Here is a 21,413-nt window from a genome sequence, read left to right as displayed (position 1 = left end):
CCGCCGCAAGCGACCAATCAGCGAACGCGATAGAACCTCATCGGGGTATCGCGGAGCGGCACGGGGACGAGCCAATCGGGCGGGCGGTTTGCCCGCAACGCTGCGGCAAGGCTGTCGGGATAGGCGCGGCCGACATGCAGTTCGTCGAAATCGTTCGGGCACCACAACACGTAATTCACCTTCCACGCCCGAGCGATCGCTATCGACTGATTCGGGGGCGACAGGAAGAAGCGATACATCGCCATGTTGCCCTGGTTGCTGCGATGGTATCCGGCGCCGACCGTCGAATGGCGGGTGTCGCCGATCACGTATGCCGCGACGCTGGTGCCGGCCATGATGACGCCGGCCGGATAGCGGTCGACCTGTGCCCAACTATCGCCCGCGCTGCATTTCACGCGTGTCGTTGGCAACGCATCGGCCGACGCAGCACTGGAACTCGGCGCCGCGACGTGCACAATCCGCCGCGGTAACTCGGAATAGGACATGCCGGCGCAGGCCAGCCAGGCGGCGATCACCGCCGGCGTCTGCCAGCGCGTCCGCCGTCGCGCCGCGAGTACGACCCCCGCCAGTATCGGCGCTGCCAACGGTGCTCCGATATAGGCGCTGCGCACCTGAAACAGCATCAGTCCCGCCGATACCAGCACGACCGCGGCAACCGGCAATGTCACACCCCATTGGCGGGGTGCACGATACAGCATCCATATCGCCGCCATCGCGCCGACGGTCATGAGCCCGCCGATCGCCAGGATACGCGTCACCTCGATTTGGCGGAACAATCCGTTGGCCTCGTCGATGAACGGCAGGAAATTGGCGCGAAGGAACGGGTCCATCACGCCGTAGGGCCCGTTCACGCAAGCGGGGAAGGCGATCACGGTGGCAACGACGGTCAGCGCGCCCAGCGCCAACCCGCTGCCGGCGCGCCATCGCCAGTTGGTCAGTCGTGGCGTCGCGAGCGCCAGCGCGCCAAGCGCAGCCGCGCCGATCAACGTCCCGGTCGACGACGCGGGAGTGAATGCATCGCAATAATTCGGCGACCAGAAGTCCGGCCGCAAGAAAATCAGAAACGCGAGAGTCGTCGCGCCGAGCCCGACGGCAAATCCGCCGAGCCGCGCCCGTTCGCGAACGCCGAAAACGATCCAAGCCAATGCCATCGCGCCGATCAGCACGGCGATCTGCAACGCGGTTTCCAGCCCCACGACCAGACTGACCGCCGTCACGGCGCCCGCCGCCATGCCGTTGCCCCAGGTCGGCTTGCGCATTTGCAACAGAACGAACAGCTGGACGAGGACGACCTGCAACGCGTGATGATCGATCCGCCCCGGGATGAAGACGGTCGTCCCCGGATACGCGAGCGCCATCAGCACGATCGCGACCGGACCGGCCGATGGCCCCCACAGCCGCCGAGCGATCCGCGCCGACAGATAGAGAGCGGCGGCGAACAGCAATGCCGGATACGTCAGCACCGCGAACAATTCGGCACCGTGCCGCCCCACGATCGGCGTTGCCGCCAGGATCAGCGCCGCAATGCCGATATCGTTGACGCGCGACCAATGCATCGGCGCGCCGAGCGGCGGCGCCATACGATGCTGCGTCCAGTCGTTGATCCCCTGCCCGCCCAGCCAGTCGCGCACCTGCGCCAACCGCATCACGTCGTCCGGATCAGGCAGCAGCATCCGGCTGAGTTGCCACCAATCGTGGATCGCCCAGCCGAGTGTCAGGATCACGGCCAGCGCGATCGCGACGGCAAGGTCGAGTCGGCGGTCGCGGCGAATCCGGGCCGCCGCCTCGATCGGTTGCATTATACTCACCGAGGGCTGGTCAGCGCGACAGAATCGCCACAAAATGCAGGCGGCGCCCGAACAACCACGAGAACGGCCGCGGGTACAGCGGCAGCCGAGTCGTGAACTCGCTCGCCCCTAGCCGCAATCGCTGCCAGATCGCCTTCCACTCGCGATGCGAAAGATAATTATAGGGCAGGCGCACGCCATGCGCGGCATTGCCTACCCAATCCATGAACCGCAGCGTCGGGCCGGCGGCAATGCCGTCGCGCAGATGGTCCTTGATGACGACCATCGGCGCGACGCGTGCGATCTCGGCCAGGACCAGCGCAGGGTCGTCGGTGTGATGCAGCACGTCGACCACCATTGCCGCGTCGAACGCATTGTCCTCGAACGGGATGTGCGATCCGTCATATTCGGTAACGGGGATGGCGGTATTCGGGCGGACGAGCACGTCGATCCCCTCGATCCGGACGTCCGGTCGCTGCAGCATGACCAATTGCGCGAGATCGCCGCTGCCGCAACCGACGTCCAGCACGCGCGCACCTTGCGGCAGTCGTTCGGCAATCGCGGTCGCCAGGCATCGCACGCGCCGATCGAATACCAGCTTTCCATGAACCGACGCGAGCATAGTGATCCCCTTCGTTGTCGAAACTCCCGAACGAAGATGACCGGGATTGGTTAATACCGGGTTGAAGGGGATGTACCGGCCTGATCGATCGCGCCGGCGAGCGTTAACCAAAATTTTCCCATCGATACGGCACAGGAATGCGTCCGAAGGGGGAATCCATGTCCGCAGCATCGCTGTTGAAATCCTATCCGACGCCGAAACACCGGTCGACGGCGCCGACCGCCGAACCAACGATCGAGCTGTCGATCGTCATGCCTTGCCTCAACGAGGCGGAGACGCTGGCGGTGTGCATCAAGAAGGCCCAGACTTTCCTGCGCGAGCACGACGTCGCCGGCGAAGTGCTGGTCGCCGACAATGGCTCTACCGATGGGTCGCAACAGATTGCGAATGCGATGGGCGCACGGCTCGTGCCGGTCAGCGAACGCGGTTACGGCGCGGCACTGATCGGGGGGATCGCGGCGGCAAAGGGCCGGTACGTCGTCATGGGCGATGCCGACGACAGCTACGATTTCACCGCGCTGATGCCGTTCGTCGAGACGCTGCGCGATGGCGCCGACCTCGTCATGGGCAACCGCTTCCGCGGCGGGATCGCCGATGGCGCGATGCCGCCGCTGCATCGGTATCTCGGCAATCCGGTGCTGAGTTTTCTCGGCCGCACCTTTTTCGACATTCCGGTCGGCGATTTCCATTGCGGCTTGCGCGCGTTCAATCGCGACAGCATCCGCGCGCTCGGCCTGGCGACGCCGGGGATGGAGTTCGCGAGCGAGATGGTCGTCAAGGCGGCGATCGAGAAGCTCGACATTCGCGAGGTACCGACCACGCTCCAGCCCGACGGGCGCAGCCGGCCGCCGCACTTGCGCACATGGCGCGACGGCTGGCGGCATCTGCGCTTCCTGCTGATCTACGCGCCGAAGTTCCTGTTTCTTTACCCCGGCGTCACGTTGGGCTTGAGCGGGGCGGCTGGGTTGGTCGCACTGATGCCGGGCGACCTGCACGTCGGCGAGGTCGAGTTAGGCGTGCACACGATGATCTTCGCCGCGATGGCGGTGCTGATCGGGGCGCAGTTGATCGGGCTGAGCGTGATGGCCCGCCGCTACGGCACGATCGCCGGGATGTGGCCCGAAAGCGGCGTCATGCGCCGCGTGCGCAACTGGTTCTCGGTCGAGCGTGCCTGCCTGCTCGGCGGTGGCATGCTCGCGGTCGGGATCGGCGGCGCGGTGAGCGCGACCGCGATCTGGGCGACGAAAGGCTTCGGCGCGCTCGATCCCGCCGCGCTGATGCGGCTGACGATTCCGTCGATGGTGTTCGCGTGCCTGGGCGTGCAGATGGCGGTGACCGCCTTCTTCATCGGCCTGCTCGATCAGCCACGGCGCTGAGTATTTGAGGACACGCCGAGAAGCGTCCTACGGTATCGCCTCAAAATAGTTCACCGATCGCGACGGCCCAGCAGGCGCAACCGCAACGCGTTGAGCTTGATGAAGCCCGCGGCGTCGCGCTGGTCGTAGGCGCCCTGGTCGTCCTCGAACGTCACCACTTTCTCGCTGTAGAGCGAATTCGGCGACTTGCGCCCGACGATATAGACGCCGCCCTTGTAGAGCTTGAGCCGGACGGTGCCGGCGACCTTTTCCTGGCTGTAGTCGATCGCCGCCTGCAGCATCTCGCGCTCGGGCGAGAACCAGAAGCCGTTGTAGATCAGCTCGGCATAACGCGGCGCCAGTTCGTCCTTCAGATGCGCGGCGCCGCGGTCGAGCGTCAGTTGCTCGATCCCGCGATGCGCGAGGTGATAGATCGTGCCGCCCGGCGTCTCGTACATGCCGCGCGACTTCATGCCGACGAAGCGGTTCTCGACCAGGTCGAGCCGGCCGATGCCGTGCCTCTTGCCGAGTTCGTTGAGCTTGGTCAGCAACGCCGCCGGGCTCAGCGCCACGCCGTTGACCGCGACGCCGTCGCCACACTCGAAATCGATCGTGATGAATTCGGGCTCGTCCGGCGCGTCCTCGGGATTGTCGGTGCGCGAATAGACGTAGTCGGGCACTTCCTCCCACGGATCCTCGAGCACCTTGCCCTCGGACGAGGTGTGGAGAAGGTTGGCGTCGGTCGAGAACGGCGCTTCGCCGCGCTTGTCCTTTGCCACTTGGATCTGGTGCTGTTCCGCGAACTCGATCAGCTTGGAACGGCTGGTCAGGTCCCATTCGCGCCACGGCGCGATCACCTTGATATCGGGCGCCAGCGCGTAATAGCCGAGCTCGAACCGGACCTGGTCGTTGCCCTTGCCGGTCGCACCGTGGCTGACCGCGTCGGCGCCGACCTGACGCGCGATCTCGATCTGGCGCTTGGCGATCAGCGGCCGCGCGATCGAGGTGCCGAGCAGGTACAGCCCCTCGTACAGCGCGTTCCCCCGCATCATCGGGAAGACGTAGTCGGCGACGAATTCCTCACGCAGATCGTCGATGAAGATATGCTCGGGCTTGACCCCGGCATCCAGCGCCTTCCTGCGCGCCGGCTCCAGCTCCTCGCCCTGGCCGAGATCCGCGGTGAAGGTCACGACCTCGCAATTATACGTCTGCTGCAACCACTTGAGGATGACGCTGGTGTCGAGCCCGCCCGAATAGGCCAGGACGACCTTGTTGATCTTGCCGGCGTCGCCGGCGGGGCGGTTGATGTTGGAGGAGTCGGTCATGCGCGCGCCTCTAGGTTCCATCGCCGCGATCGGCAAGCGGTGCGGGTCAGACGGTGCGGGCGATCCGCCGTTCCTCGTCGTTCATGTAATCGCGCGTGATCGGCAACGCGTTGCGGTCGCGCGCGAATTGCAGCTGGAAATTGACCATCCCGCCATACAGGAAACTGACGCACGACCCGGCGAGGTAGAAGGTCCACATCCGGAAGAACGGCTCGTCGTACAATGCAACGATCTTGTCCCGGTTGGCGGTCGCGCGGTCGTACCAGTCGCGGAGGGTGTAGGCGTAGTGAAGCCGCAACACCTCGCAATCGGTCATGTAGTAGCGCAGGCCCTCGTAACCCTTCGCGATCTCCGACAGTGCGGGGATATAGCCGCCGGGGAAGATGTAGCGCGCGGTGAACTCGTCGGTCACGCCCGGCGCGCCAGCGCGGCCGATCGTGTGGATCAGCATCACGCCGTCGGGGATCAACAGGTCGCGGCACTTGCGAAAGAAGGTGCGGTATTGCGGCGGCCCGACATGCTCGAACATGCCGACCGAGACGATCCGGTCGAACGTGCCGGTCAGGTTGCGATAGTCGATTAGTTCGAACTTCACGTGATCGGCGACGCCGGCCGCCACGGCCCGCTCGCGCGCCAGCCGGATCTGCTCGTCGCTGAGCGTGATGCCCAGCACGTCGACGCCGTAGGTTCGGTGCAGGTACAGCGCCATCCCGCCCCAGCCGCAGCCGATGTCGAGCACGCGCATGTCGGGCTTCAGCGCCAGCTTGGCGGCGATATGCGCCTTCTTGTCGAGCTGCGCCTGTTCCAGGCTCTCGTTGTCCGGATCGAGGAAATACGCGCAGCTGTACTGGCGGTCCTCGTCGAGGAAGAGATCATAGAGCTGGTTGCCGATATCGTAGTGATGCTTGACGTTCTGGCGCGAGACGCGCGTCCGGTTGAACTGGTCGAGCTTGCGCCGCACCCAGGTGACGCTGCGCGCCGCCAGATTGGGATCGAGCGCGCCGGTCTCCGCCTCCCAACGGTTGTTCTTGGTCGCCAGCGCGAGCAGCGCCATGACGTCACCGCGTTCGATCGTCAGCCGGCCCTCGATGAACGCCTCGGCCACGCCGAGCGCCGGATCGCGCAGAATGCGGCCCGGCGTGGCGCGATCGGCGAAACGGATCGCCACGTCGGGATGATCGGGATCGGGCGCGCCGAAGGTACGGACGGTCCCGTCGGCATAGGTGACGGTCAGCGTGCCGCGCCTGAACGCACGGGAGAAGAAGCGGTCGATCAGCGCCATGATGGCGTGCAGCTAATATCTGATTACGGCGGCGAAAAGACCCGATCCGCTTTCGATCAGATTCCGGCGTACCAGTCGTAGCCGATCGCATCCTCCCAATAGCCGCCCTGTCCGCCCCCGATCCCGTCCAGGCTGGCGACCGCGTCGATCGCGCTGACATATTTGGCGTGCTTGTAGCCGAGCTGGCGTTCGACCCGCAGCCGGACCGGCGCGCCGTGTCCGACCGACAGGCGCTTGTCGTTCATCAGCAAGGCGAGGATCGTCTGCGGGTGGAATGCGTCGATCAGGTCGATCGATTCGTAATAGGGCGCGCCGTTGTAGAGGTCGGCGCAGGTGAACACGACGTAGCGCGCCGCATCGCGCAGCCCCGCCGCCTTCAGCACGGCGCCGAGCATCGGCCCCTGCCACTTGCCGATCGCGCTCCACCCCTCGACGCAGTCGTGCCGGGTGATCTGCGCGCGTTGCGGCATCGTCGCCAAGTCGCCGAGCGACAGCGCCAGCGGCCTGGCGACCAGCCCGCCGACCCTGACTCGCCAGTCGGCGAAGTTGGCCGCGGCATGCCCGTTATAGTCGGCCGTGTTCGGGTTGCTGGTGCCGTTGATGCGGAAGATCGGCGACATCTGGTCGGCGCGGAATTCGGGCGCCAGCGTGCCGCGATCCATCATCGCGCGTTGCAGCCCCTGATTGATCTTGTCGCCCGAAAACAGTATCTTGCGGAAGCCCGGCTGGTCGGCGAGCTTGTCGCAACCCGACAGCAGCAACCCGGCACTCGCCGCGCCGAGCCCGACCAGCCGCCGCCGCGTGACCAACGTCACCGATCGTCCTCCGGCACGCGCCACCAGCCAGTCAGCATCGACCGCACCTCCCCGATCGGCCCGGCCAGGATGACCAGCGCCAGGTGGATGACGATGAACGCGACCAGCGCGGACGCCGCGATGAAATGGATAGACCGCGCCGACTGCCGCCCGCCGAACAGCTCGAGCAGCCACGGCCACGCCGCATCCATCCCCGGCGACAGCGCCAGCCCGGTCAGGATCATCAGCGGCAAGATCAAGAAGATCACCCCGACATAGGACAGCTTTTGCAAGGTGTTATAGCGCGCCGGGTCGTCGGGATTGAGGAAATCGAACCGCGCATGCGCCGCCGCGTCGGCGATCAGGTGGCGGGGCGCGACCTCCTTCGCGCGGACGCGCAGGTCGCGCTGGAAATGGCGGTTGATGAGGCTGGCGACCATGAACGCCAGCAACGCGAACCCGAGCACCAAGGCGAAGGTGAGGTGCCAGCGCCGCGACAGAGCGAGGTTGTAGTTGCGGGGAATCGTGAAAATTCCGGACCGCATCCAGTCTTTGTAGGACGAAAGATCGAGCCAGGCATGGTCGAAGTTGGCGCCATACGCGCCCCAATAGAGTCGCGGGTGCGCGTTGAGGATGCCGATCCCGCTACCGATCATCACGAAGATCGTGACCGCCGTCAGCCAGTGCCACAACCGCGTTGCCAGCCGGTGGCGGTACACATGACCCGGAAGTTGGCGAAGGTTGCGCGCAACCGTTTCTTCTGCGTCGGACGCGGAGGCGGATGCGGCGGGCACCGCGCGATCCTACGCCGCTTCGGCGCGGTAGGACAGCGGATTCAGTGGTACGCGCGCCAGAAGAACACGACCGTCGTCACCCCCGTCACCAGCAGCGTCCAGACTCGCACCGCCGGCGCCGGCAGTACCTTCCCGACTCGCGCGCCCGCCCAGCCGCCCAGGATCGCCCCCGCCATCATCGGCAGGCACGACGCCCAGGCGACCATGCCCGCCACCACGAACACGATCGCCGCCGCCGCATTGGCGATCGCGAGCATCAGCGTGCGCGGCGCGAACAACTCGCGCGGGGTGTGTCCCGCCAGCAGGCCGTAGGTCGCAGTCGTCATCAGCCCGACCCCACCCCCGAAATAGCCGCCATAGACGCCGAGCAGCGCCTGCGCCGTCAGCAGCGTCCGCCGCCCGATCGTGATGCGCTCGTGCAGCCACGCCGCCGCGCGCTTGCCGAACGCCAGCACGACAAAGGCGTAGAGCACCAGCCACGGGATAATGACGTCGAACGCATGGCTGGGCGTCATCACCAGCAGCAGGCTGCCGACCAGTCCGCCGGCGAAGGTGATCGCCGCCAGCGTCGCGACCGGCACGCCGGCGAGCGGCCCCAATTCGTCGCGAAACGCCCAGGCGCTGGTCGCGGCACCCGGCAACAAGGCGACGTTGCTGGTCGCATTGGCGATGTTCGCCGGCAAGCCGATCGCGAGCAGTGACGGCAGGGTCGCGAACGTCCCCCCGCCCGCCAATGCGTTCATCGCCCCGCCGACGAACCCGGCGGCGGCGACCAAGGCGACATGCAGAACCGATCCGACCACAGGCCGTCGATAGCGCGACAGCGGCCCCGCCGGGAACCCCGCCCTCGCTTTGTCGCAACGAACCGGCATCCGGCCGCTTCGACGATGGAAAAACACGCGATCTTAATCGCTTGGTCACCAATCCGGGTGAGGGTGGGGTGATGAGAAAAGCGCTGATCGTGCTGTTGGGCGCGCTGCCGCTGGTGAGCGGTTGCGGCGGGTCCGATTCGGGGGGCACCGCGACGACGACGGCGGGCGGCGGCCCGATCGTGGCACCGGCCCCGACGCCCACTCCGACCCCGGCTCCCGCCCCGACGCCGACGCCGAGCCCCACCGCCAGCCCGGTCGGCTTCGCGGCGCAGGCGGCGGCGTTGTACGACGTGCTGCCCAACGCCACGACCTGCAACGCGGGCGTGCTCAAGGCGTCGGTCAAGCAGGATTTCCTGACCTGGCTCAACGGCGTCCGCGCGCTGCACGGCCTGCCCGCGGTCAGCTATTCGGCGGTCGAGGACAATCAGGAAGCCGCCGCCGCGCTGATGATGGCGGTCAACAAGGCACTGAGCCATACGCCGCCGACCAGCTGGCTATGCTATTCGAGCGACGGCGCGACCGCCGCGGGATCGAGCAACCTGATCGGCGGCTGGGGCACCGGCCTCAGCTTCTCGACCGAGGACGACGCGCTCGCCGGCTGGCTGCGCGAGACCAACAGCGCGTCGATCGGGCACCGCCGCTGGATCCTCGACCCGTTCCTCGGCCAGGTGTCGTACGGCCGCGCCGCGATGGTCCTGCCCGACGGCACGCGCGCCAGCACGTCGGCGATGCGCGTGTTCAACTTCGCGAACGGGGTGACCGTCACCGGCAGCATCCCGGCCTTCGTTGCCTATCCCTATCACGATTATCCGTCGCGCTATTTCCAGGCGGGCGATTACCTGTCGTTCACCGCGATCGCCAATGCGAGCGGCGCGTTCGGCGCCAACACCGGCGTCAGCTTCGCGCACGCCACGATCGGCGTGAGCGGCCCGTCCGGCTCGCTCGCGGTCAGCGACGTCGCCAGCGACAATGACGGCTATGGCGTCGCCAACAGCGTGCAATGGCATGTCGCGGGGTTGCAGGCGGGCGTGACCTATACCGTGACGATCAGCGGCGTGACCGGCGCGCCGCAGACGAGCTACAGCTACACGTTCCGGATGACGTAGTCTGATCCGCTAACGCGGATGGCTGCGCCGGCCCGCTCCCCCTCCCGACCGCCCATAGGGTACGATGTTTGGGCGGTCGGGAGGGGGAGCGGGCGGGCGCAGCGACTAACCGAGCGCCGCCAACTTCTCCTCCGCCAGCCGGTCGAGTTCGGCGCGCGACTTGCGCTCGGCGGCGGTCTTCAGCTGGCCGCATGCCGCATCAATGTCGCGCCCGCGCGGCGTGCGGACGGGGGCGGAAATGCCGGCCTCGAACACGATGTTCGAGAAAGCGCGCACCCGTTCGGGTGTCGACGTGTCGTAGGGCGCGCCCGGCCACGGATTGAACGGGATCAGATTGACCTTCGCCGGCAGCTTGTACTTGCGGATCAGCCGGACGAGCTCGCGCGCATCCTCGTCCGAATCGTTCTTGTCCTTCAGCATCACGTACTCGAACGTGATCCGCCGCGCGTTGTTGGCGCCGGGATAATCGGCGCACGCCTGGAGCAGTTCCTCGATCCCGTACTTGCGGTTGAGCGGCACGATCTCGTCGCGGATCTCCTTGGTCACCGCGTGCAGCGACACCGCGAGGTTGACCCCGATCTCCTCGCCCGCGCGCGCCATCATCGGCACGACGCCGCTGGTCGACAGCGTGATGCGCCGCTTCGACAGCGCGAGGCCGTCGCCGTCCATCACGACGTGCAGCGCGTCACGGACATTATCGAAATTGTAGAGCGGCTCGCCCATCCCCATCATCACGATGTTGGTCAGCATCCGTCCCTCGGAACTCGACGGCCATTCGCCGAGCGCGTCGCGCGCCAGCATCACCTGGCCGACGATCTCCTGGCTCGTCAGGTTGCGCACCAGCCGCATCGTCCCGGTGTGGCAGAAGCGGCAGTTGAGCGTGCAACCGACCTGGCTCGACACGCACAGCGTCCCGCGATCGGCATCCGGGATGAACACCATCTCGTAATCCTGCGCATCTGGCGCGCGGAGCAGCCACTTGCGCGTGCCGTCGGTCGACACCTGCGCCTCGACCACCTCCGGCCGGCCGATGACGAAGCGTTCCTCGAGCCAGGGATGCTGCGCCTTGGCGATGTCGGTCATCGCCGCAAATTGCGTGGCGCCGCGATTGTAGATCCAGTGCCAGATCTGCTTCGCGCGCAGCTTCGCCTGCTTCGCGTCCATGCCCGCGGCGAGCAGCGCCTCGCGCAGTTCCGCCTTGGCCAGCCCGACCAGGTCGACCCGCCCATCCTCCCGCGCGACGCTCGCGCGCGGCACGGGCACGGGATCGATGTGCCCGGGAATGGGCATCGGGGCGGCCGAGACTGTCTGCATGCCCGCCACTTAGGGCAAATCGCGAGCATTTTCCACCGCCGCGTGTTAGGACGATGGCATGGCCCTTCGCATCGCCACCAACGTCGTGATGATCTGGGCGATCGGGATCGTGTGGATTTGGCTACGCCCCCCGGTCGCGGTGAGCGTCGTGCGGACGATCGGCGCCCTGTTGATGGCCGTTCCCTTCGCCTGGCTGATGGACCTCCGATGGTTGGCGCAACGCCGGGCTCGGTTGCGTCGAGAGCAGGTGTTCAAGGACGATCGCCGCGGATCGTAACGCGGCTCGTCACCGCCGGCACGCCAGCGCGGCGGCGTCGATCGCGGTGGCGGCGCCGGCGAGGGCGTAGCTGTCGGCGAAGGGGGCGCCGGCGCGGTCGACACCCTCGACGCTCATCGAGCGGCCTTCGCGCATCGCGGCGGAGATCGCGGCGTCGGTGCGCGCGTCGGGCGCCCAGGCGTCGCTGCCGCTCGCGGTCAGGTCGAAACGGCGCTCGCCGATCGACAGGGTGACGCGCGGCGCCGCGCCGAGCGCACGGCTGAGGCGGACGTGGAGCTGGCCGCGGACGTTGCGGCCGGGCCAGGTCGCGATGCTGGCGAAGCCAGCGCGGTGGCTGGGGTCGACCGGCTGCGCGATCGCGTAGCAGCGGGCGGGCTCGGCGTCGCGAAAGGCGCCCCAGCCGCCGAACACGCCGATCGTGTCGCGCGCGCCCGCGGCCAGCGCCAGCGCCAGCACAACGCTCACACTCGCTCCCCACCGCCGCCGAGATGGACGATCGTCTCCACCCCGCGCTCGATCATCACCAGCGACCCCTGCGGCAGATGCGGCGCGGCCGGCGCGCCGAACCGTTCGATCGCCGGCGCGTCGGTCATCACGCCCCGCATCACCCGGCTGGAGATGCCGTGCATGATGACCAGCCGGTCGCCGTCATCGTCTTGCGTGTCGGCGAGCCAGCCGGACACTCGCGACACGATGTCGGGGTAGAGCTCGCCGTCGGGCGCCGACAGCAGCAGACCGCTCGATCGGTCGATGACGTCCCCCGCTTCGGCGATGACGTCGGCATAATAGCGCCCGCCCCAGCCGCCCATGCCGATTTCGGTCAGGCGCGGGTCGGTCTTCGCATCGTGCCAGTCGAGCCCGAGATGCTCGGCCATCACCGCCAGCGTCTGGAGCGCACGCCCGGTCGGCGACGCCCACAATATCAGCGCGGGCCGATCGCCCAGCGCAAGCTGCAACGCCTCCCCCATCTCGTCGGCCTGGAGGAAACCGGCCCGGGTCAGCGGCGTATGCGCCGCCTCGCCCTGTAGCCGCCCGGCCGCGTTGAACACGGTTTCGCCGTGCCGCGCGATGAAGTCGCGGCCCTTCCTCGTCGTCGTTGCGCGCATGGTCCCCACCGCCCGCGTTTCAACCCCCTGTGGCGCGAAAGCAACGGATTTCCGCGTTTATCTGAGGTTCATGCAACTTCGCGCGTCACCGACCATTTGGCGTTCCCCGCGCCGTTGACCCCCGGCGGCCCGGGTCAGGAATGATGGAGTATTATATGCGTCAGTTCGTTTTCGCCGCCGCCAGTGCCGCCGCGCTGGTCACCGCCGCCCCGGCCTTCGCGCAGGATGGGCCGCCGCCGTCCGATGCGACCTTCACCGGTTTCCGTGCCGGCGCGATCCTCGGCTATGACCGGTTACAGCCGGGCAAGGTGCCCAATTCGTCGATCGACGACAGCAATTCGGCCGACGGCCTGACCTATGGCGGCGACGTCGGCTACGACATTTCCAGCAACCGCTGGGTGTTCGGTGTCGAGGGCGAAGTCACCGGCTCGACCAGCAAGGTCACCAACAACCCGTCCGCCGCCGGTGCGCTCGGCTATGGCCGCGTCAAGGCGGGCCGCGACATCTATGGCGGCGTCCGCGCCGGCTATCGCGTCGCCCCGGCGACCCTGATCTACGTCAAGGGCGGCTACACCAACCAGCGGCTCGACCTGGTCGCGTCGAACGGCACGACCGAGACCGGCCAGCACTTCAACCTTGACGGCTGGCGCGCGGGCATTGGCCTCGAACAGTCGATCGGCACCAACACCTATGCCAAGATCGAGTATCGCTACTCGAACTACGGCCAGGCGCGGCTGGAATATGCCAATGGGTCGAACACCAACAACTTCTCGGTCGATACCGACCGCCACCAGGCGGTGGTCGGCGTGGGCTTCCGTTTCTAAGCGTTGAATTGATGGCGGTGCCGGCCCACTCCCCCACCCGGCCGCCAGATCATATCCTAGATGGGCGGCCGGGTGGGGAGTGGGCCGGCACCGCCGCCCGCGTTAGCGGGCACAGGGACTAAAACCTGTTGATATCGGGGGTCGGAGCGCTTGCTCCGGCCCCTTTTCGCGTTAAGGACTAGAGACGGCGAGTTGCCCCTTGGCGGGGCCCCGGGGGATGATTGAGATGAAGGCGACGATCGAACGCGCGACCCTGCTCAAGGGGCTGAGCCACGTCCAGTCCGTGGTCGAGCGCCGCAACACGATCCCGATCCTGTCCAACGTGCTGATCGAGGCAAGCGCGGACGGATCGCTCAAGCTGATGGCGACCGACCTCGACCTCCAGATCAACGAAAGCGTCGCCGCCGCGGTCGACCAGCCGGGTGCGACCACCGTCTCCGCCCACACGCTGTTCGACATCGCGCGCAAGCTGCCCGAGGGATCGCAGGTCAGCCTGACCGCGGCCGAGGGCAAGATGCAGATCGTCGCCGGTCGCGCGCGGTTCCAGCTCGGCACGTTGCCGCGTGACGACTTTCCGGTGATCGCGGAAGGCGAGCTGCCGACCCAGTTCGAGCTGCCCGCCGAGACGCTGAAGCAGATCATCGACAAGACGCGCTTCGCGATCTCGACCGAGGAAACGCGGTACTACCTCAACGGCATCTTCTGGCACGTGGCGGACGACGGCCAGCCGGTGCTGAAGGCGGCGGCGACCGATGGCCACCGCCTGGCGCGCGTCACCATCCCGCGGCCGGACGGCGCCGACGGGATGCCCGACATCATCATCCCGCGCAAATGCGTGGCGGAACTGCGCAAGCTGCTCGACGAGATCGACGGGTCGGTCGGCGTGTCGCTGTCGAACTCGAAGATTCGCTTCGACATGGGGCAGGCGCTGCTGACGTCGAAGCTGATCGACGGCACCTTCCCCGACTACAGCCGCGTCATCCCGACCGGCAACGACAAGATCCTGAAGATCGACCCGCGCAGCTTCGAGGAGGGCGTCGACCGCGTGTCGACCATCGCCACCGAAAAGACCCGCGCGGTCAAGATGGCGCTCGATCGCGACAAGATCACGCTGTCGGTGACCAGCCCGGAAAACGGCACCGCCGCCGAGGACGTGCCGGGCGATTACGCCGCGCAGGGGTTCGAGATCGGCTTCAACAGCCGCTACCTGCTCGACATTCTCGGCCAGATCGAGGGCGACATGGTCGAGGTGCATCTGGCCGATGCCAGCGCACCGACGCTGATCCGCGAGAACGACAAGGCGCCGGCGCTCTACGTGCTGATGCCGATGCGCGTCTGAGCGAGGGAGACGCCACGCCCAGCGCACGCCGCAGCGCGCCGCACGCCGTGCCGGAGGGTGCGAAATTCGCGGCCGTGATGCGCTACCCGGCCCGATTCGGCCCATTTCGGGTAACCCGGGTGCGAAAGCGCTGGCCGTCCGCCCTGCCGGGATGGCAGGAAGCCGCGCCATGATCGACATGTGGCAACGGCTGGGCGAATAGCGACGATGCCGCGGCCGATGACTCGTTTGCTGGCGGAAATGCAGACCAGCATCATGACGACCGCGTTGCCGCTGATGGACGGCAATGTCGAACGCTTCGGAATCTACGTCCTGATCCTGCGCCAGTCGCTGCGCGGGTCCGATGCCGGCACGCCGGTCCTGTCGGTGTCGAGTTCGCTCGGCCTGCCGTTCGAGACGACGCGGCGCCACGTCCAATCGCTGATCGCGATGGGGCTGTGCCGGCGCATCGCCGGCGGCATCGTCGCCACCGACCATTGGCGCGACGATGGCGAGATCCAGGAGCTGTGCGAACTGGCGCACGATTGCTTCGTCCGCTTCATCGCCGACTTGCAGGCGGTCGAGCCGCTGTCGCTGCAAGGGCGCCCGTCGACCGTCTACGACTGGACCGCGGGCTTGCAGACCGCGATCGACCTGATGCTGTCGGTGGCGGAGACCAACCGCAACGCGCATCGCGACTGGCTCGACCTGGTGCTGTTCTCCACCCTTTTGTGCGCGAACCATCGCGCGACCGCCGACGGCTCGTTCGCCGATGCCGCGGTGCCGCTGCGCGCGATCAAGGTCGCCGAACTGGCGCGCGCGCTGTCGCTGGCGGGGAGCACGGTCCAGCGGCGGATCGCGGGCATGCACGCGGCCGGCATCGTCGAGAACCGGCGCGACGGCATCGTCGTCTCGCCCGAGTGGCTGGCCAACGATCTGGCGCACGACACCACCGCCGCGACTCAGGTCAACATGCGGCGTGTGCTGGCGACGCTGGAGGCGAAGGGCTTTCCGTTCGTCGACCCGCCGCTCGCCTATCGCCGCGGGCGCCCGCCGGCGGCGGCGATGGGGCTGCGCTTGACTTTGTGAGCGAAATCCTTATTGACACTCATGTCAGTAAGGATTTCGCTCATGGCCACGCTCCCTCCGTTCCCCGGCACGACCGGACGCCGCGACTGGAAGACCGCGTTCGACGCGATCAAGAAGCTGCTCGCGAACGGCGACGACACGACGCAGGTGTTCCGCATCATGCGCGCGCTGAACGTCGGCAACGCGCCGATGAACTATGCCCGCTTCATCGCCACCGAAACCGGCGGGCGGATGGCGTACGAGCGCAAGGAACTGGCGCAGGTCTTCTCGCAGCCCGGCTATGCCCGCCAGTTCGCGCCCGGCACGGTCGGGGCGGCGTACAACCACTTCCTCGAATCGACCGGCTATTCGGCCGACGGCCTCGCCGAAGTGTCGAAGATCAACCAGGAAGAGGACATGCTCCATCCGTATGCCTGGATGGGCCGCCGGGTGCGCGACACGCACGACATCTGGCACGTGCTGACCGGGTACAAGGCCGACGAAAGCCTGGGCGAAGCGGCGCTGGTCGCGTTCAGCTATGCGCAGGTCGGCGGGCTGGGCTGGGCGTTCATCGGCGGCGCGGCCGCGCTCAAGAGCCGCAAGGTGACGGGCAACAACCTGTTCGCGAAGGCGGTGTGGGAAGGCTACAAGCGGGGCCGCAAGGCCCGATGGCTGCAAGGCGAGGATTACGAGCAGCTGATGCACGAACCGATCGACGCAGCGCGGGCGCGGCTCGGGCTGGCCGAGCCGGTCGCCTATCTCAAGGCGCAACGCGAACTGGGCGAGGAGATGGCCTCCTACCTCAGCCAGCGGCGCGACGCGAACGCGGTGCCGGAGAAGCTGGCGGCGTAAGCGGATCGCGCCGACCGCGCATCAGCATGTGGCGGCATGACGTCACTGGCGAGATTCCGGCGTTCTTCGGCCAGTTTAACCACTCCGGCGAAGGCTAGGGTCCAGGTGGAAAGGCTGTCGCAAAGTCGCGCTGATGCCCATCGCGAGAGTCGCCAATTGCGATCGGGGCGAGCTTCGACGGCAGCGTCAGGCTGAGGACGACCGTGCCTGCGGTCGTCACGCCGCCGCCGTTTCGGCTTTCTCCGAAGAGCGGCTAGAGACCGCAGCAATGCTCTCGCGCCTGGTCCTGACCGATTTTCGCAACCACGCCGCCGCCGCGTTCGCGCCAGGACCGGGCTTCGTCGTGCTGACCGGCGACAATGGCGCGGGCAAGACCAACGTGCTGGAGGCGGTGTCGCTGCTCGCGCCGGGCCGGGGCCTGCGCCGCGCGCCGCTCGCCGACATGGCGCGGCAGGGCGGGAGCGGCGGGTTCGGCGTCGCCGCGACGATCGACGGCGATGTCGAGATCGGCACCGGCACGCTGGCGACCACGCCCGAGCGGCGGATCGTGCGCGTGAACGGCGCGCCCGCCGCCGCGACCGCGCTGGCCGAATGGCTGACCGTGCTGTGGCTGACGCCGGCGATGGACCGGCTGTTCGTCGAACCGGCGAGCGAGCGCCGCCGTTTCCTCGACCGCCTGACGCTGGCGCTCGCACCCGGTCATGCCCAGCACAGCAACCGCTACGAAGCGGCGATGCGCGCACGCAACCGCCTGCTCGCCGAGGAGACCGACGATACCGCGTGGCTCGCGGCGCTGGAGGCGCAGATGGCCGAGCATGGCGCGGCGATCGACGCCGCCCGGCGTGAGACGGTCGCGGCGCTCGGCGCGCGACTGGCCGATCGCGCCGGCGATGCCTTCGCCCGCGCCGGGCTCGCGCTGGAGGGATGGGAGAATGCGGGCGATTTGGTCGCCGACCTCGCGGCCGGGCGTCGCCGCGATGCCGCCGCCGGGCGCACGCTGATCGGGCCGCATCGCAGCGACCTGCTCGTCACGCATCTCGACAAGGGCCAGCGCGCGGCCTTGTGCTCGACCGGCGAGCAGAAGGCGCTGCTGCTCGGCCTCGTCCTCGGCCATGCCGACCTCGTCGCGGAGCGCACCGGTCGGCCGCCGATCCTGCTGCTCGACGAAGTGGCCGCGCATCTCGACCCGGCGCGACGCAGCGCGTTGTTCGATCGTCTCGCCGCGACCGGCGGTCAGGTCTGGATGACCGGCACCGAAACCGCGCCGTTCGCGCCGACCGAACAAACCGCCGCGACGTGGTTCACCCTCGCCGCGGCGGTCTAGCCATCGAATTGTCGCAGTCGACTACGCGACTACTTGAGTGGCGGTCCGACGCCGACGCAACGTGCCGCCCATCAGCCCGAACCCGGCGATCAGCATCGCCCAGCTCGCCGGTTCCGGCACCGCCGCCACGCGCGACACCGTCACGTTGTCGAGCGCCGCGCCATAGGCCGTGCCGGTGGTCGACGAGAAGGTCAGCGTCGTCGACGCGCCGATCGCCATGAAATTGTACGTGAACTGCGTCCAGCCCATCGACGACGCCGACTTGCCGGTCGTATCGAACGAATAACCCGCCGCCCGGCCGCCATCGGCCCAGACGTTCAGGGTCTTGGTCGTCGGCGAGCCGTCGGTGTTGCCCGCGAGCAGGAACGTCACCTGATAGGTCGCGCCGGCGACCGTATCGAACGTCTGCGCGATCGAGCCCGGGCCGTTGCCCGACATATCGAGGCTGCGCGAACCGTTGCCGGCCTGCCAGTACGAACCGATATAGTCGATCGACCCGCTCGTGACGGTCCACCCGGTGATCGAGGAGGAATCGCCGGCGTTCAGCGTGGTGAACGTGCCGGGCGAGATGCCGGATTCGAAGCTGCCGTTGGTGAAGGCCGCCGCGTGCGCGGTGCCGGATGTCAGGACGACGGCAGCGACCGCGGCCAGTAGAATACGCATACAAATCCCCTTTACCCGGAACGATCCGGGTTCGTGGCATTAACGTCGTCTTAACTGGATTGGTTCCGCACTTTTTGTGCGGTGCGTCACATGCACCCCGCCGCCCGCGCCCGAGGCCCATTTCGCTTCCGTTTCACCCTCCGCGACCCTATATGCTGGGCATGGCAGAAGACCCCAACAAGAACGATTACGGCGCCGACGCGATCAAGGTGCTGAAGGGCCTGGACGCGGTACGCAAGCGGCCCGGCATGTATATCGGCGACACCGACGACGGCTCCGGCCTCCACCACATGGTGTTCGAAGTGTCGGACAATGCGATCGACGAGGCGCTGGCGGGGCATTGTGACCGTATCGACATCGCGCTCAACGCCGACGGGTCGGTGTCGGTCACCGACAACGGCCGCGGCATCCCGACCGGCATCCATCCCGAGGAGGGCGTCAGCGCGGCCGAGGTCATCATGACTCAGCTCCATGCCGGCGGAAAGTTCGAGAACACCAGCGACGACAACGCCTACAAAGTGTCGGGCGGGCTGCACGGCGTCGGCGTCTCGGTCGTCAACGCGCTCAGCGAATGGCTCGACCTGACGATCTGGCGCGACGGCGAGGAGCATTACATGCGCTTCGCCCATGGCGACGCGGTCGCCCCGCTCAAGGTCGTCGGCCGGGCCGCGCCCAGCCAGAAGGGCACGCGCGTCACCTTCCTGCCCAGCCCGGCGACGTTCAAGATCACCGAGTTCGATTTCGAGAAGCTGGAGCATCGCTATCGCGAGCTCGCCTTCCTCAATTCGGGCGTGCGGCTGTTCCTGACCGATGGCCGCCACGAAGAGCCGAAGACCGTCGAACTGTTCTACGAAGGCGGCATCGCGGCGTTCGTGAAGTGGCTCGATCGCACGAAGACGCCGCTGTTCCCGGAGCCGATCTCGGTCGCCGGGCAGCGCGACGATATCGGCATCGACGTCGCGCTGGAGTGGAACGACAGCTATTACGAAAACGTGCTGTGCTTCACCAACAACATCCCGCAGCGGGATGGCGGCACGCATCTGGCGGCGTTCCGCTCGGCGCTGACGCGCACGCTCAACGCCTATGCCGACAAGTCCGGCCTATTGAAGAAGGAAAAGGTGTCGCTGACCGGCGACGACATGCGCGAAGGGCTGACCGCGATCGTCTCGGTCAAGCTGCCCGATCCCAAGTTCAGCTCGCAGACCAAGGACAAGCTCGTCTCGTCCGAAGTGCGCCAGCCGCTCGAAAGCCTGCTCGCCGACAAAATCGCGGAGTGGCTCGAGGAAAACCCGCAGAACGCCCGGGCGATCGTCCAGAAGGTGATCGACGCCGCCGCCGCGCGCGAAGCCGCGCGCAAGGCGCGCGACGCCAGCCGCAAGTCGGTGATGGGCACCGGCGGGCTCCCGGGCAAACTGCACGATTGCCGCGAGCGCGATCCGGCCAAGTCCGAACTGTTCATCGTCGAGGGCGATTCCGCCGGCGGCTCGGCCAAATCGGGCCGCGACAGCGAGTTCCAGGCGATCCTGCCGATCCGCGGCAAGATCCTGAACGTCGAACGCGCGCGCACCGACCGCATGCTGTCGTCGAAGGAGATCATCAGCCTGATCCAGGCGATGGGCACCGGCATCGGCCGCGACGAGTTCAACCTTGACAAATTGCGCTACCACAAGATCGTCATCATGACCGACGCCGATGTCGACGGCGCGCATATCCGCACGCTGCTGCTGACCTTCTTCTACCGCCAGATGCCCGAACTGATTGAGGCCGGGCACCTGCTGATCGCGCAGCCGCCGTTGTACAAGGCGACGCGCGGCAAGGCGGTCGAGTATCTGAAGGACGAAAGCGCGCTCGACGATTATCTGGTGCGCAATGGCACGCAGGCGACGTCGCTCGACGGGATCGGTTCGGGCGAGCCGCTGTCCAAGCTGGTCGAGCATGCCCGGCGGATGCGCACGCTGATGCACTACGTGCCACGGCGCTACGACCCGGTCATCATCGAGACGCTGGCGCTGGGCGGGGCGCTCGATCCCGAGATCCTGCGCGACGACCGCGCTTCAAGGCTCGCCGAAGTGACGCGGCGGCTCGACCAGGGCGATCCCGAAGCGCGCTGGACCGCGCGGATGACCGAGGATGGCGGCTTCCACTTCGAACGGGCGTGGCGCGGCGTGACCGACCACCACATCGTCGAAGCGGCGTTCGTCACTTCGGCCGAGGCGCGCAAGCTCCACGCGCTCGCGGGCGAGGAAGCCGAGCTCTATGTCGGCGCGCGCAAGCTGGTGTCGGTCAAGGGCGCGGCCCCGATCGAGGAGACGCCGGCCGACGCGATCGACACCGAGGGTGACGAAGCGGAGGACGAAGCGCTCGTCATCGGCAAGGGCGAAACATTGGTCGCGCGACCGTCGCAACTGCTCGACGCGGTGCTGGCGGCGGGGCGCAAGGGCCTCGCGATCCAGCGCTACAAGGGGCTGGGCGAGATGAACGCCGAGCAATTGTGGGAAACCACGCTCGACCCGACCAACCGCTCGATGCTGCGCGTGGCGATCGACCAGGCCGATGTCGCCGACGAGATCTTCACCCGGCTGATGGGCGACGTGGTCGAACCGCGCCGCGAGTTCATCCAGGACAATGCGCTGAGCGTCGCGAATCTGGACGTCTAGGCTCGTCTCTTAACGGACCCAATTAGGCTTTCTTTGGCCTCAATTGGACGGTTGTTGGACTCGATTAAGCTGG

General features: G+C 67.3%; 20 protein-coding genes. 9 read left to right on the top strand and 11 right to left on the bottom strand.

Annotated elements, in window-relative coordinates:
- Positions 1-17: 17 nt before the first annotated feature.
- Positions 18-1,808: a hypothetical protein gene (locus J0I47_RS13315; protein ID WP_294047473.1), complete on the bottom strand. Its 1,791-nt coding sequence runs from the start codon at positions 1,806-1,808 to the stop codon at positions 18-20.
- A gap of 10 nt (positions 1,809-1,818) precedes the next feature.
- A complete protein-coding gene (locus J0I47_RS13310) occupies positions 1,819-2,580 on the bottom strand; it encodes a class I SAM-dependent methyltransferase (RefSeq protein ID WP_294047472.1) in 762 nt (253 codons plus the stop codon).
- On the opposite strand from J0I47_RS13310, the gene J0I47_RS13305 reads away from it, so the two are divergent.
- On the top strand, positions 2,568-3,785 hold the full coding sequence (locus tag J0I47_RS13305; protein ID WP_294047471.1) for a glycosyltransferase family 2 protein: 1,218 nt from the start codon (positions 2,568-2,570) through the stop codon (positions 3,783-3,785). The two genes, J0I47_RS13310 and J0I47_RS13305, sit on opposite strands and share 13 nt — an antisense overlap.
- A 50-nt stretch (positions 3,786-3,835) precedes the next feature.
- Here the strand turns inward: J0I47_RS13305 and J0I47_RS13300 are convergent, their stop codons facing one another.
- The 5 genes from J0I47_RS13300 to J0I47_RS13280 form a co-directional block, all read right to left on the bottom strand.
- Positions 3,836-5,089 carry an argininosuccinate synthase gene (locus J0I47_RS13300; RefSeq protein ID WP_294047470.1) on the bottom strand — a complete coding sequence of 418 codons (1,254 nt, stop codon included), beginning with the start codon at positions 5,087-5,089 and terminating at the stop codon, positions 3,836-3,838.
- A gap of 46 nt (positions 5,090-5,135) precedes the next feature.
- Positions 5,136-6,371, bottom strand: a complete 1,236-nt coding sequence (locus tag J0I47_RS13295) for a cyclopropane-fatty-acyl-phospholipid synthase family protein (RefSeq protein ID WP_294047469.1) — start codon at positions 6,369-6,371, stop codon at positions 5,136-5,138.
- A gap of 56 nt (positions 6,372-6,427) precedes the next feature.
- Complete coding sequence (locus J0I47_RS13290) at positions 6,428-7,186, bottom strand: molybdopterin-dependent oxidoreductase (RefSeq protein ID WP_294047468.1); 759 nt, start codon at positions 7,184-7,186, stop codon at positions 6,428-6,430.
- Entirely contained in the window at positions 7,183-7,884 is a 702-nt protein-coding gene (locus tag J0I47_RS13285; protein ID WP_294047467.1) for a cytochrome b/b6 domain-containing protein, read from the bottom strand. Before J0I47_RS13285 ends, J0I47_RS13290 begins: the two co-directional genes overlap by 4 nt.
- Positions 7,885-8,000: 116 nt before the next feature.
- Positions 8,001-8,762, bottom strand: coding sequence for a sulfite exporter TauE/SafE family protein (locus J0I47_RS13280; protein WP_294047466.1), 762 nt, complete (start codon positions 8,760-8,762; stop codon positions 8,001-8,003).
- Positions 8,763-8,902: 140 nt separating this feature from the next.
- On the opposite strand from J0I47_RS13280, the gene J0I47_RS13275 reads away from it, so the two are divergent.
- Entirely contained in the window at positions 8,903-9,937 is a 1,035-nt protein-coding gene (locus J0I47_RS13275) for a CAP domain-containing protein (RefSeq protein WP_294047465.1), read from the top strand.
- 105 nt (positions 9,938-10,042) lie between these two features.
- On the opposite strand, the gene rlmN is transcribed toward J0I47_RS13275, so the two are convergent.
- Positions 10,043-11,251, bottom strand: a complete 1,209-nt coding sequence (gene rlmN, locus J0I47_RS13270; RefSeq protein ID WP_294047464.1) for a 23S rRNA (adenine(2503)-C(2))-methyltransferase RlmN — start codon at positions 11,249-11,251, stop codon at positions 10,043-10,045.
- A 58-nt stretch (positions 11,252-11,309) separates the two neighbouring features.
- Here rlmN and J0I47_RS13265 point away from each other — a divergent pair, with 58 nt between their 5' ends.
- On the top strand, positions 11,310-11,528 hold the full coding sequence (locus J0I47_RS13265) for a hypothetical protein (protein ID WP_294047463.1): 219 nt from the start codon (positions 11,310-11,312) through the stop codon (positions 11,526-11,528).
- Positions 11,529-11,537: 9 nt separating this feature from the next.
- Here the strand turns inward: J0I47_RS13265 and J0I47_RS13260 are convergent, their stop codons facing one another.
- Both J0I47_RS13260 and J0I47_RS13255 read right to left on the bottom strand, forming a co-directional pair.
- Positions 11,538-11,993, bottom strand: a complete 456-nt coding sequence (locus tag J0I47_RS13260; RefSeq protein ID WP_294047462.1) for a hypothetical protein — start codon at positions 11,991-11,993, stop codon at positions 11,538-11,540.
- Complete coding sequence (locus J0I47_RS13255; RefSeq protein WP_294047461.1) at positions 11,990-12,634, bottom strand: histidine phosphatase family protein; 645 nt, start codon at positions 12,632-12,634, stop codon at positions 11,990-11,992. Before J0I47_RS13255 ends, J0I47_RS13260 begins: the two co-directional genes overlap by 4 nt.
- A gap of 155 nt (positions 12,635-12,789) precedes the next feature.
- Here J0I47_RS13255 and J0I47_RS13250 point away from each other — a divergent pair, with 155 nt between their 5' ends.
- The 5 genes from J0I47_RS13250 to recF all read left to right on the top strand — a co-directional run bounded on the left by J0I47_RS13250 (position 12,790) and on the right by recF (position 18,020).
- Positions 12,790-13,458: a porin family protein gene (locus J0I47_RS13250; protein ID WP_294047460.1), complete on the top strand. Its 669-nt coding sequence runs from the start codon at positions 12,790-12,792 to the stop codon at positions 13,456-13,458.
- A 226-nt stretch (positions 13,459-13,684) separates the two neighbouring features.
- Entirely contained in the window at positions 13,685-14,797 is a 1,113-nt protein-coding gene (gene dnaN, locus J0I47_RS13245) for a DNA polymerase III subunit beta (protein WP_294047459.1), read from the top strand.
- A 219-nt stretch (positions 14,798-15,016) separates the two neighbouring features.
- Entirely contained in the window at positions 15,017-15,865 is an 849-nt protein-coding gene (locus J0I47_RS13240) for a hypothetical protein (protein ID WP_294047458.1), read from the top strand.
- 42 nt (positions 15,866-15,907) lie between these two features.
- Complete coding sequence (locus J0I47_RS13235) at positions 15,908-16,696, top strand: Coq4 family protein (protein ID WP_294047457.1); 789 nt, start codon at positions 15,908-15,910, stop codon at positions 16,694-16,696.
- Between the two features lie 268 nt (positions 16,697-16,964).
- Entirely contained in the window at positions 16,965-18,020 is a 1,056-nt protein-coding gene (gene recF, locus J0I47_RS13230; protein WP_294047456.1) for a DNA replication/repair protein RecF, read from the top strand.
- A 21-nt stretch (positions 18,021-18,041) separates the two neighbouring features.
- Here recF and J0I47_RS13225 read toward each other — a convergent pair whose 3' ends face one another.
- Entirely contained in the window at positions 18,042-18,683 is a 642-nt protein-coding gene (locus J0I47_RS13225) for a choice-of-anchor C family protein (RefSeq protein WP_294047455.1), read from the bottom strand.
- A gap of 161 nt (positions 18,684-18,844) precedes the next feature.
- On the opposite strand from J0I47_RS13225, the gene gyrB reads away from it, so the two are divergent.
- Positions 18,845-21,340, top strand: a complete 2,496-nt coding sequence (gyrB, locus tag J0I47_RS13220) for a DNA topoisomerase (ATP-hydrolyzing) subunit B (protein ID WP_294047454.1) — start codon at positions 18,845-18,847, stop codon at positions 21,338-21,340.
- The last annotated feature ends 73 nt before the right edge of the window (positions 21,341-21,413 follow it).

This window comes from Sphingomonas sp., from assembly GCF_017304635.1.
Taxonomy (GTDB): Bacteria; Pseudomonadota; Alphaproteobacteria; order Sphingomonadales; family Sphingomonadaceae; genus Sphingomonas.
Note: the sequence above shows the minus strand (reverse complement) of the source record. Positions and strands in the feature narration are given on the sequence as shown.

What these genes read in the sequence shown, in the direction of transcription:
- J0I47_RS13255 (WP_294047461.1), bottom strand. Translation starts at nt 12,634, where the DNA reads ATGCGCGCAACGACGACGAGGAAGGGCCGCGACTTCATCGCGCGGCAC.
- J0I47_RS13295 (WP_294047469.1), bottom strand. Translation starts at nt 6,371, where the DNA reads ATGGCGCTGATCGACCGCTTCTTCTCCCGTGCGTTCAGGCGCGGCACG.
- J0I47_RS13235 (WP_294047457.1), top strand. Translation starts at nt 15,908, where the DNA reads ATGGCCACGCTCCCTCCGTTCCCCGGCACGACCGGACGCCGCGACTGG.
- J0I47_RS13305 (WP_294047471.1), top strand. Translation starts at nt 2,568, where the DNA reads ATGTCCGCAGCATCGCTGTTGAAATCCTATCCGACGCCGAAACACCGG.
- dnaN (WP_294047459.1), top strand. Translation starts at nt 13,685, where the DNA reads ATGAAGGCGACGATCGAACGCGCGACCCTGCTCAAGGGGCTGAGCCAC.
- J0I47_RS13225 (WP_294047455.1), bottom strand. Translation starts at nt 18,683, where the DNA reads ATGCGTATTCTACTGGCCGCGGTCGCTGCCGTCGTCCTGACATCCGGC.
- J0I47_RS13240 (WP_294047458.1), top strand. Translation starts at nt 15,017, where the DNA reads ATGACTCGTTTGCTGGCGGAAATGCAGACCAGCATCATGACGACCGCG.
- J0I47_RS13300 (WP_294047470.1), bottom strand. Translation starts at nt 5,089, where the DNA reads ATGACCGACTCCTCCAACATCAACCGCCCCGCCGGCGACGCCGGCAAG.
- J0I47_RS13250 (WP_294047460.1), top strand. Translation starts at nt 12,790, where the DNA reads ATGCGTCAGTTCGTTTTCGCCGCCGCCAGTGCCGCCGCGCTGGTCACC.
- recF (WP_294047456.1), top strand. Translation starts at nt 16,965, where the DNA reads ATGCTCTCGCGCCTGGTCCTGACCGATTTTCGCAACCACGCCGCCGCC.
- J0I47_RS13265 (WP_294047463.1), top strand. Translation starts at nt 11,310, where the DNA reads ATGGCCCTTCGCATCGCCACCAACGTCGTGATGATCTGGGCGATCGGG.
- rlmN (WP_294047464.1), bottom strand. Translation starts at nt 11,251, where the DNA reads ATGCAGACAGTCTCGGCCGCCCCGATGCCCATTCCCGGGCACATCGAT.
- J0I47_RS13310 (WP_294047472.1), bottom strand. Translation starts at nt 2,580, where the DNA reads ATGCTGCGGACATGGATTCCCCCTTCGGACGCATTCCTGTGCCGTATC.
- gyrB (WP_294047454.1), top strand. Translation starts at nt 18,845, where the DNA reads ATGGCAGAAGACCCCAACAAGAACGATTACGGCGCCGACGCGATCAAG.
- J0I47_RS13275 (WP_294047465.1), top strand. Translation starts at nt 8,903, where the DNA reads ATGAGAAAAGCGCTGATCGTGCTGTTGGGCGCGCTGCCGCTGGTGAGC.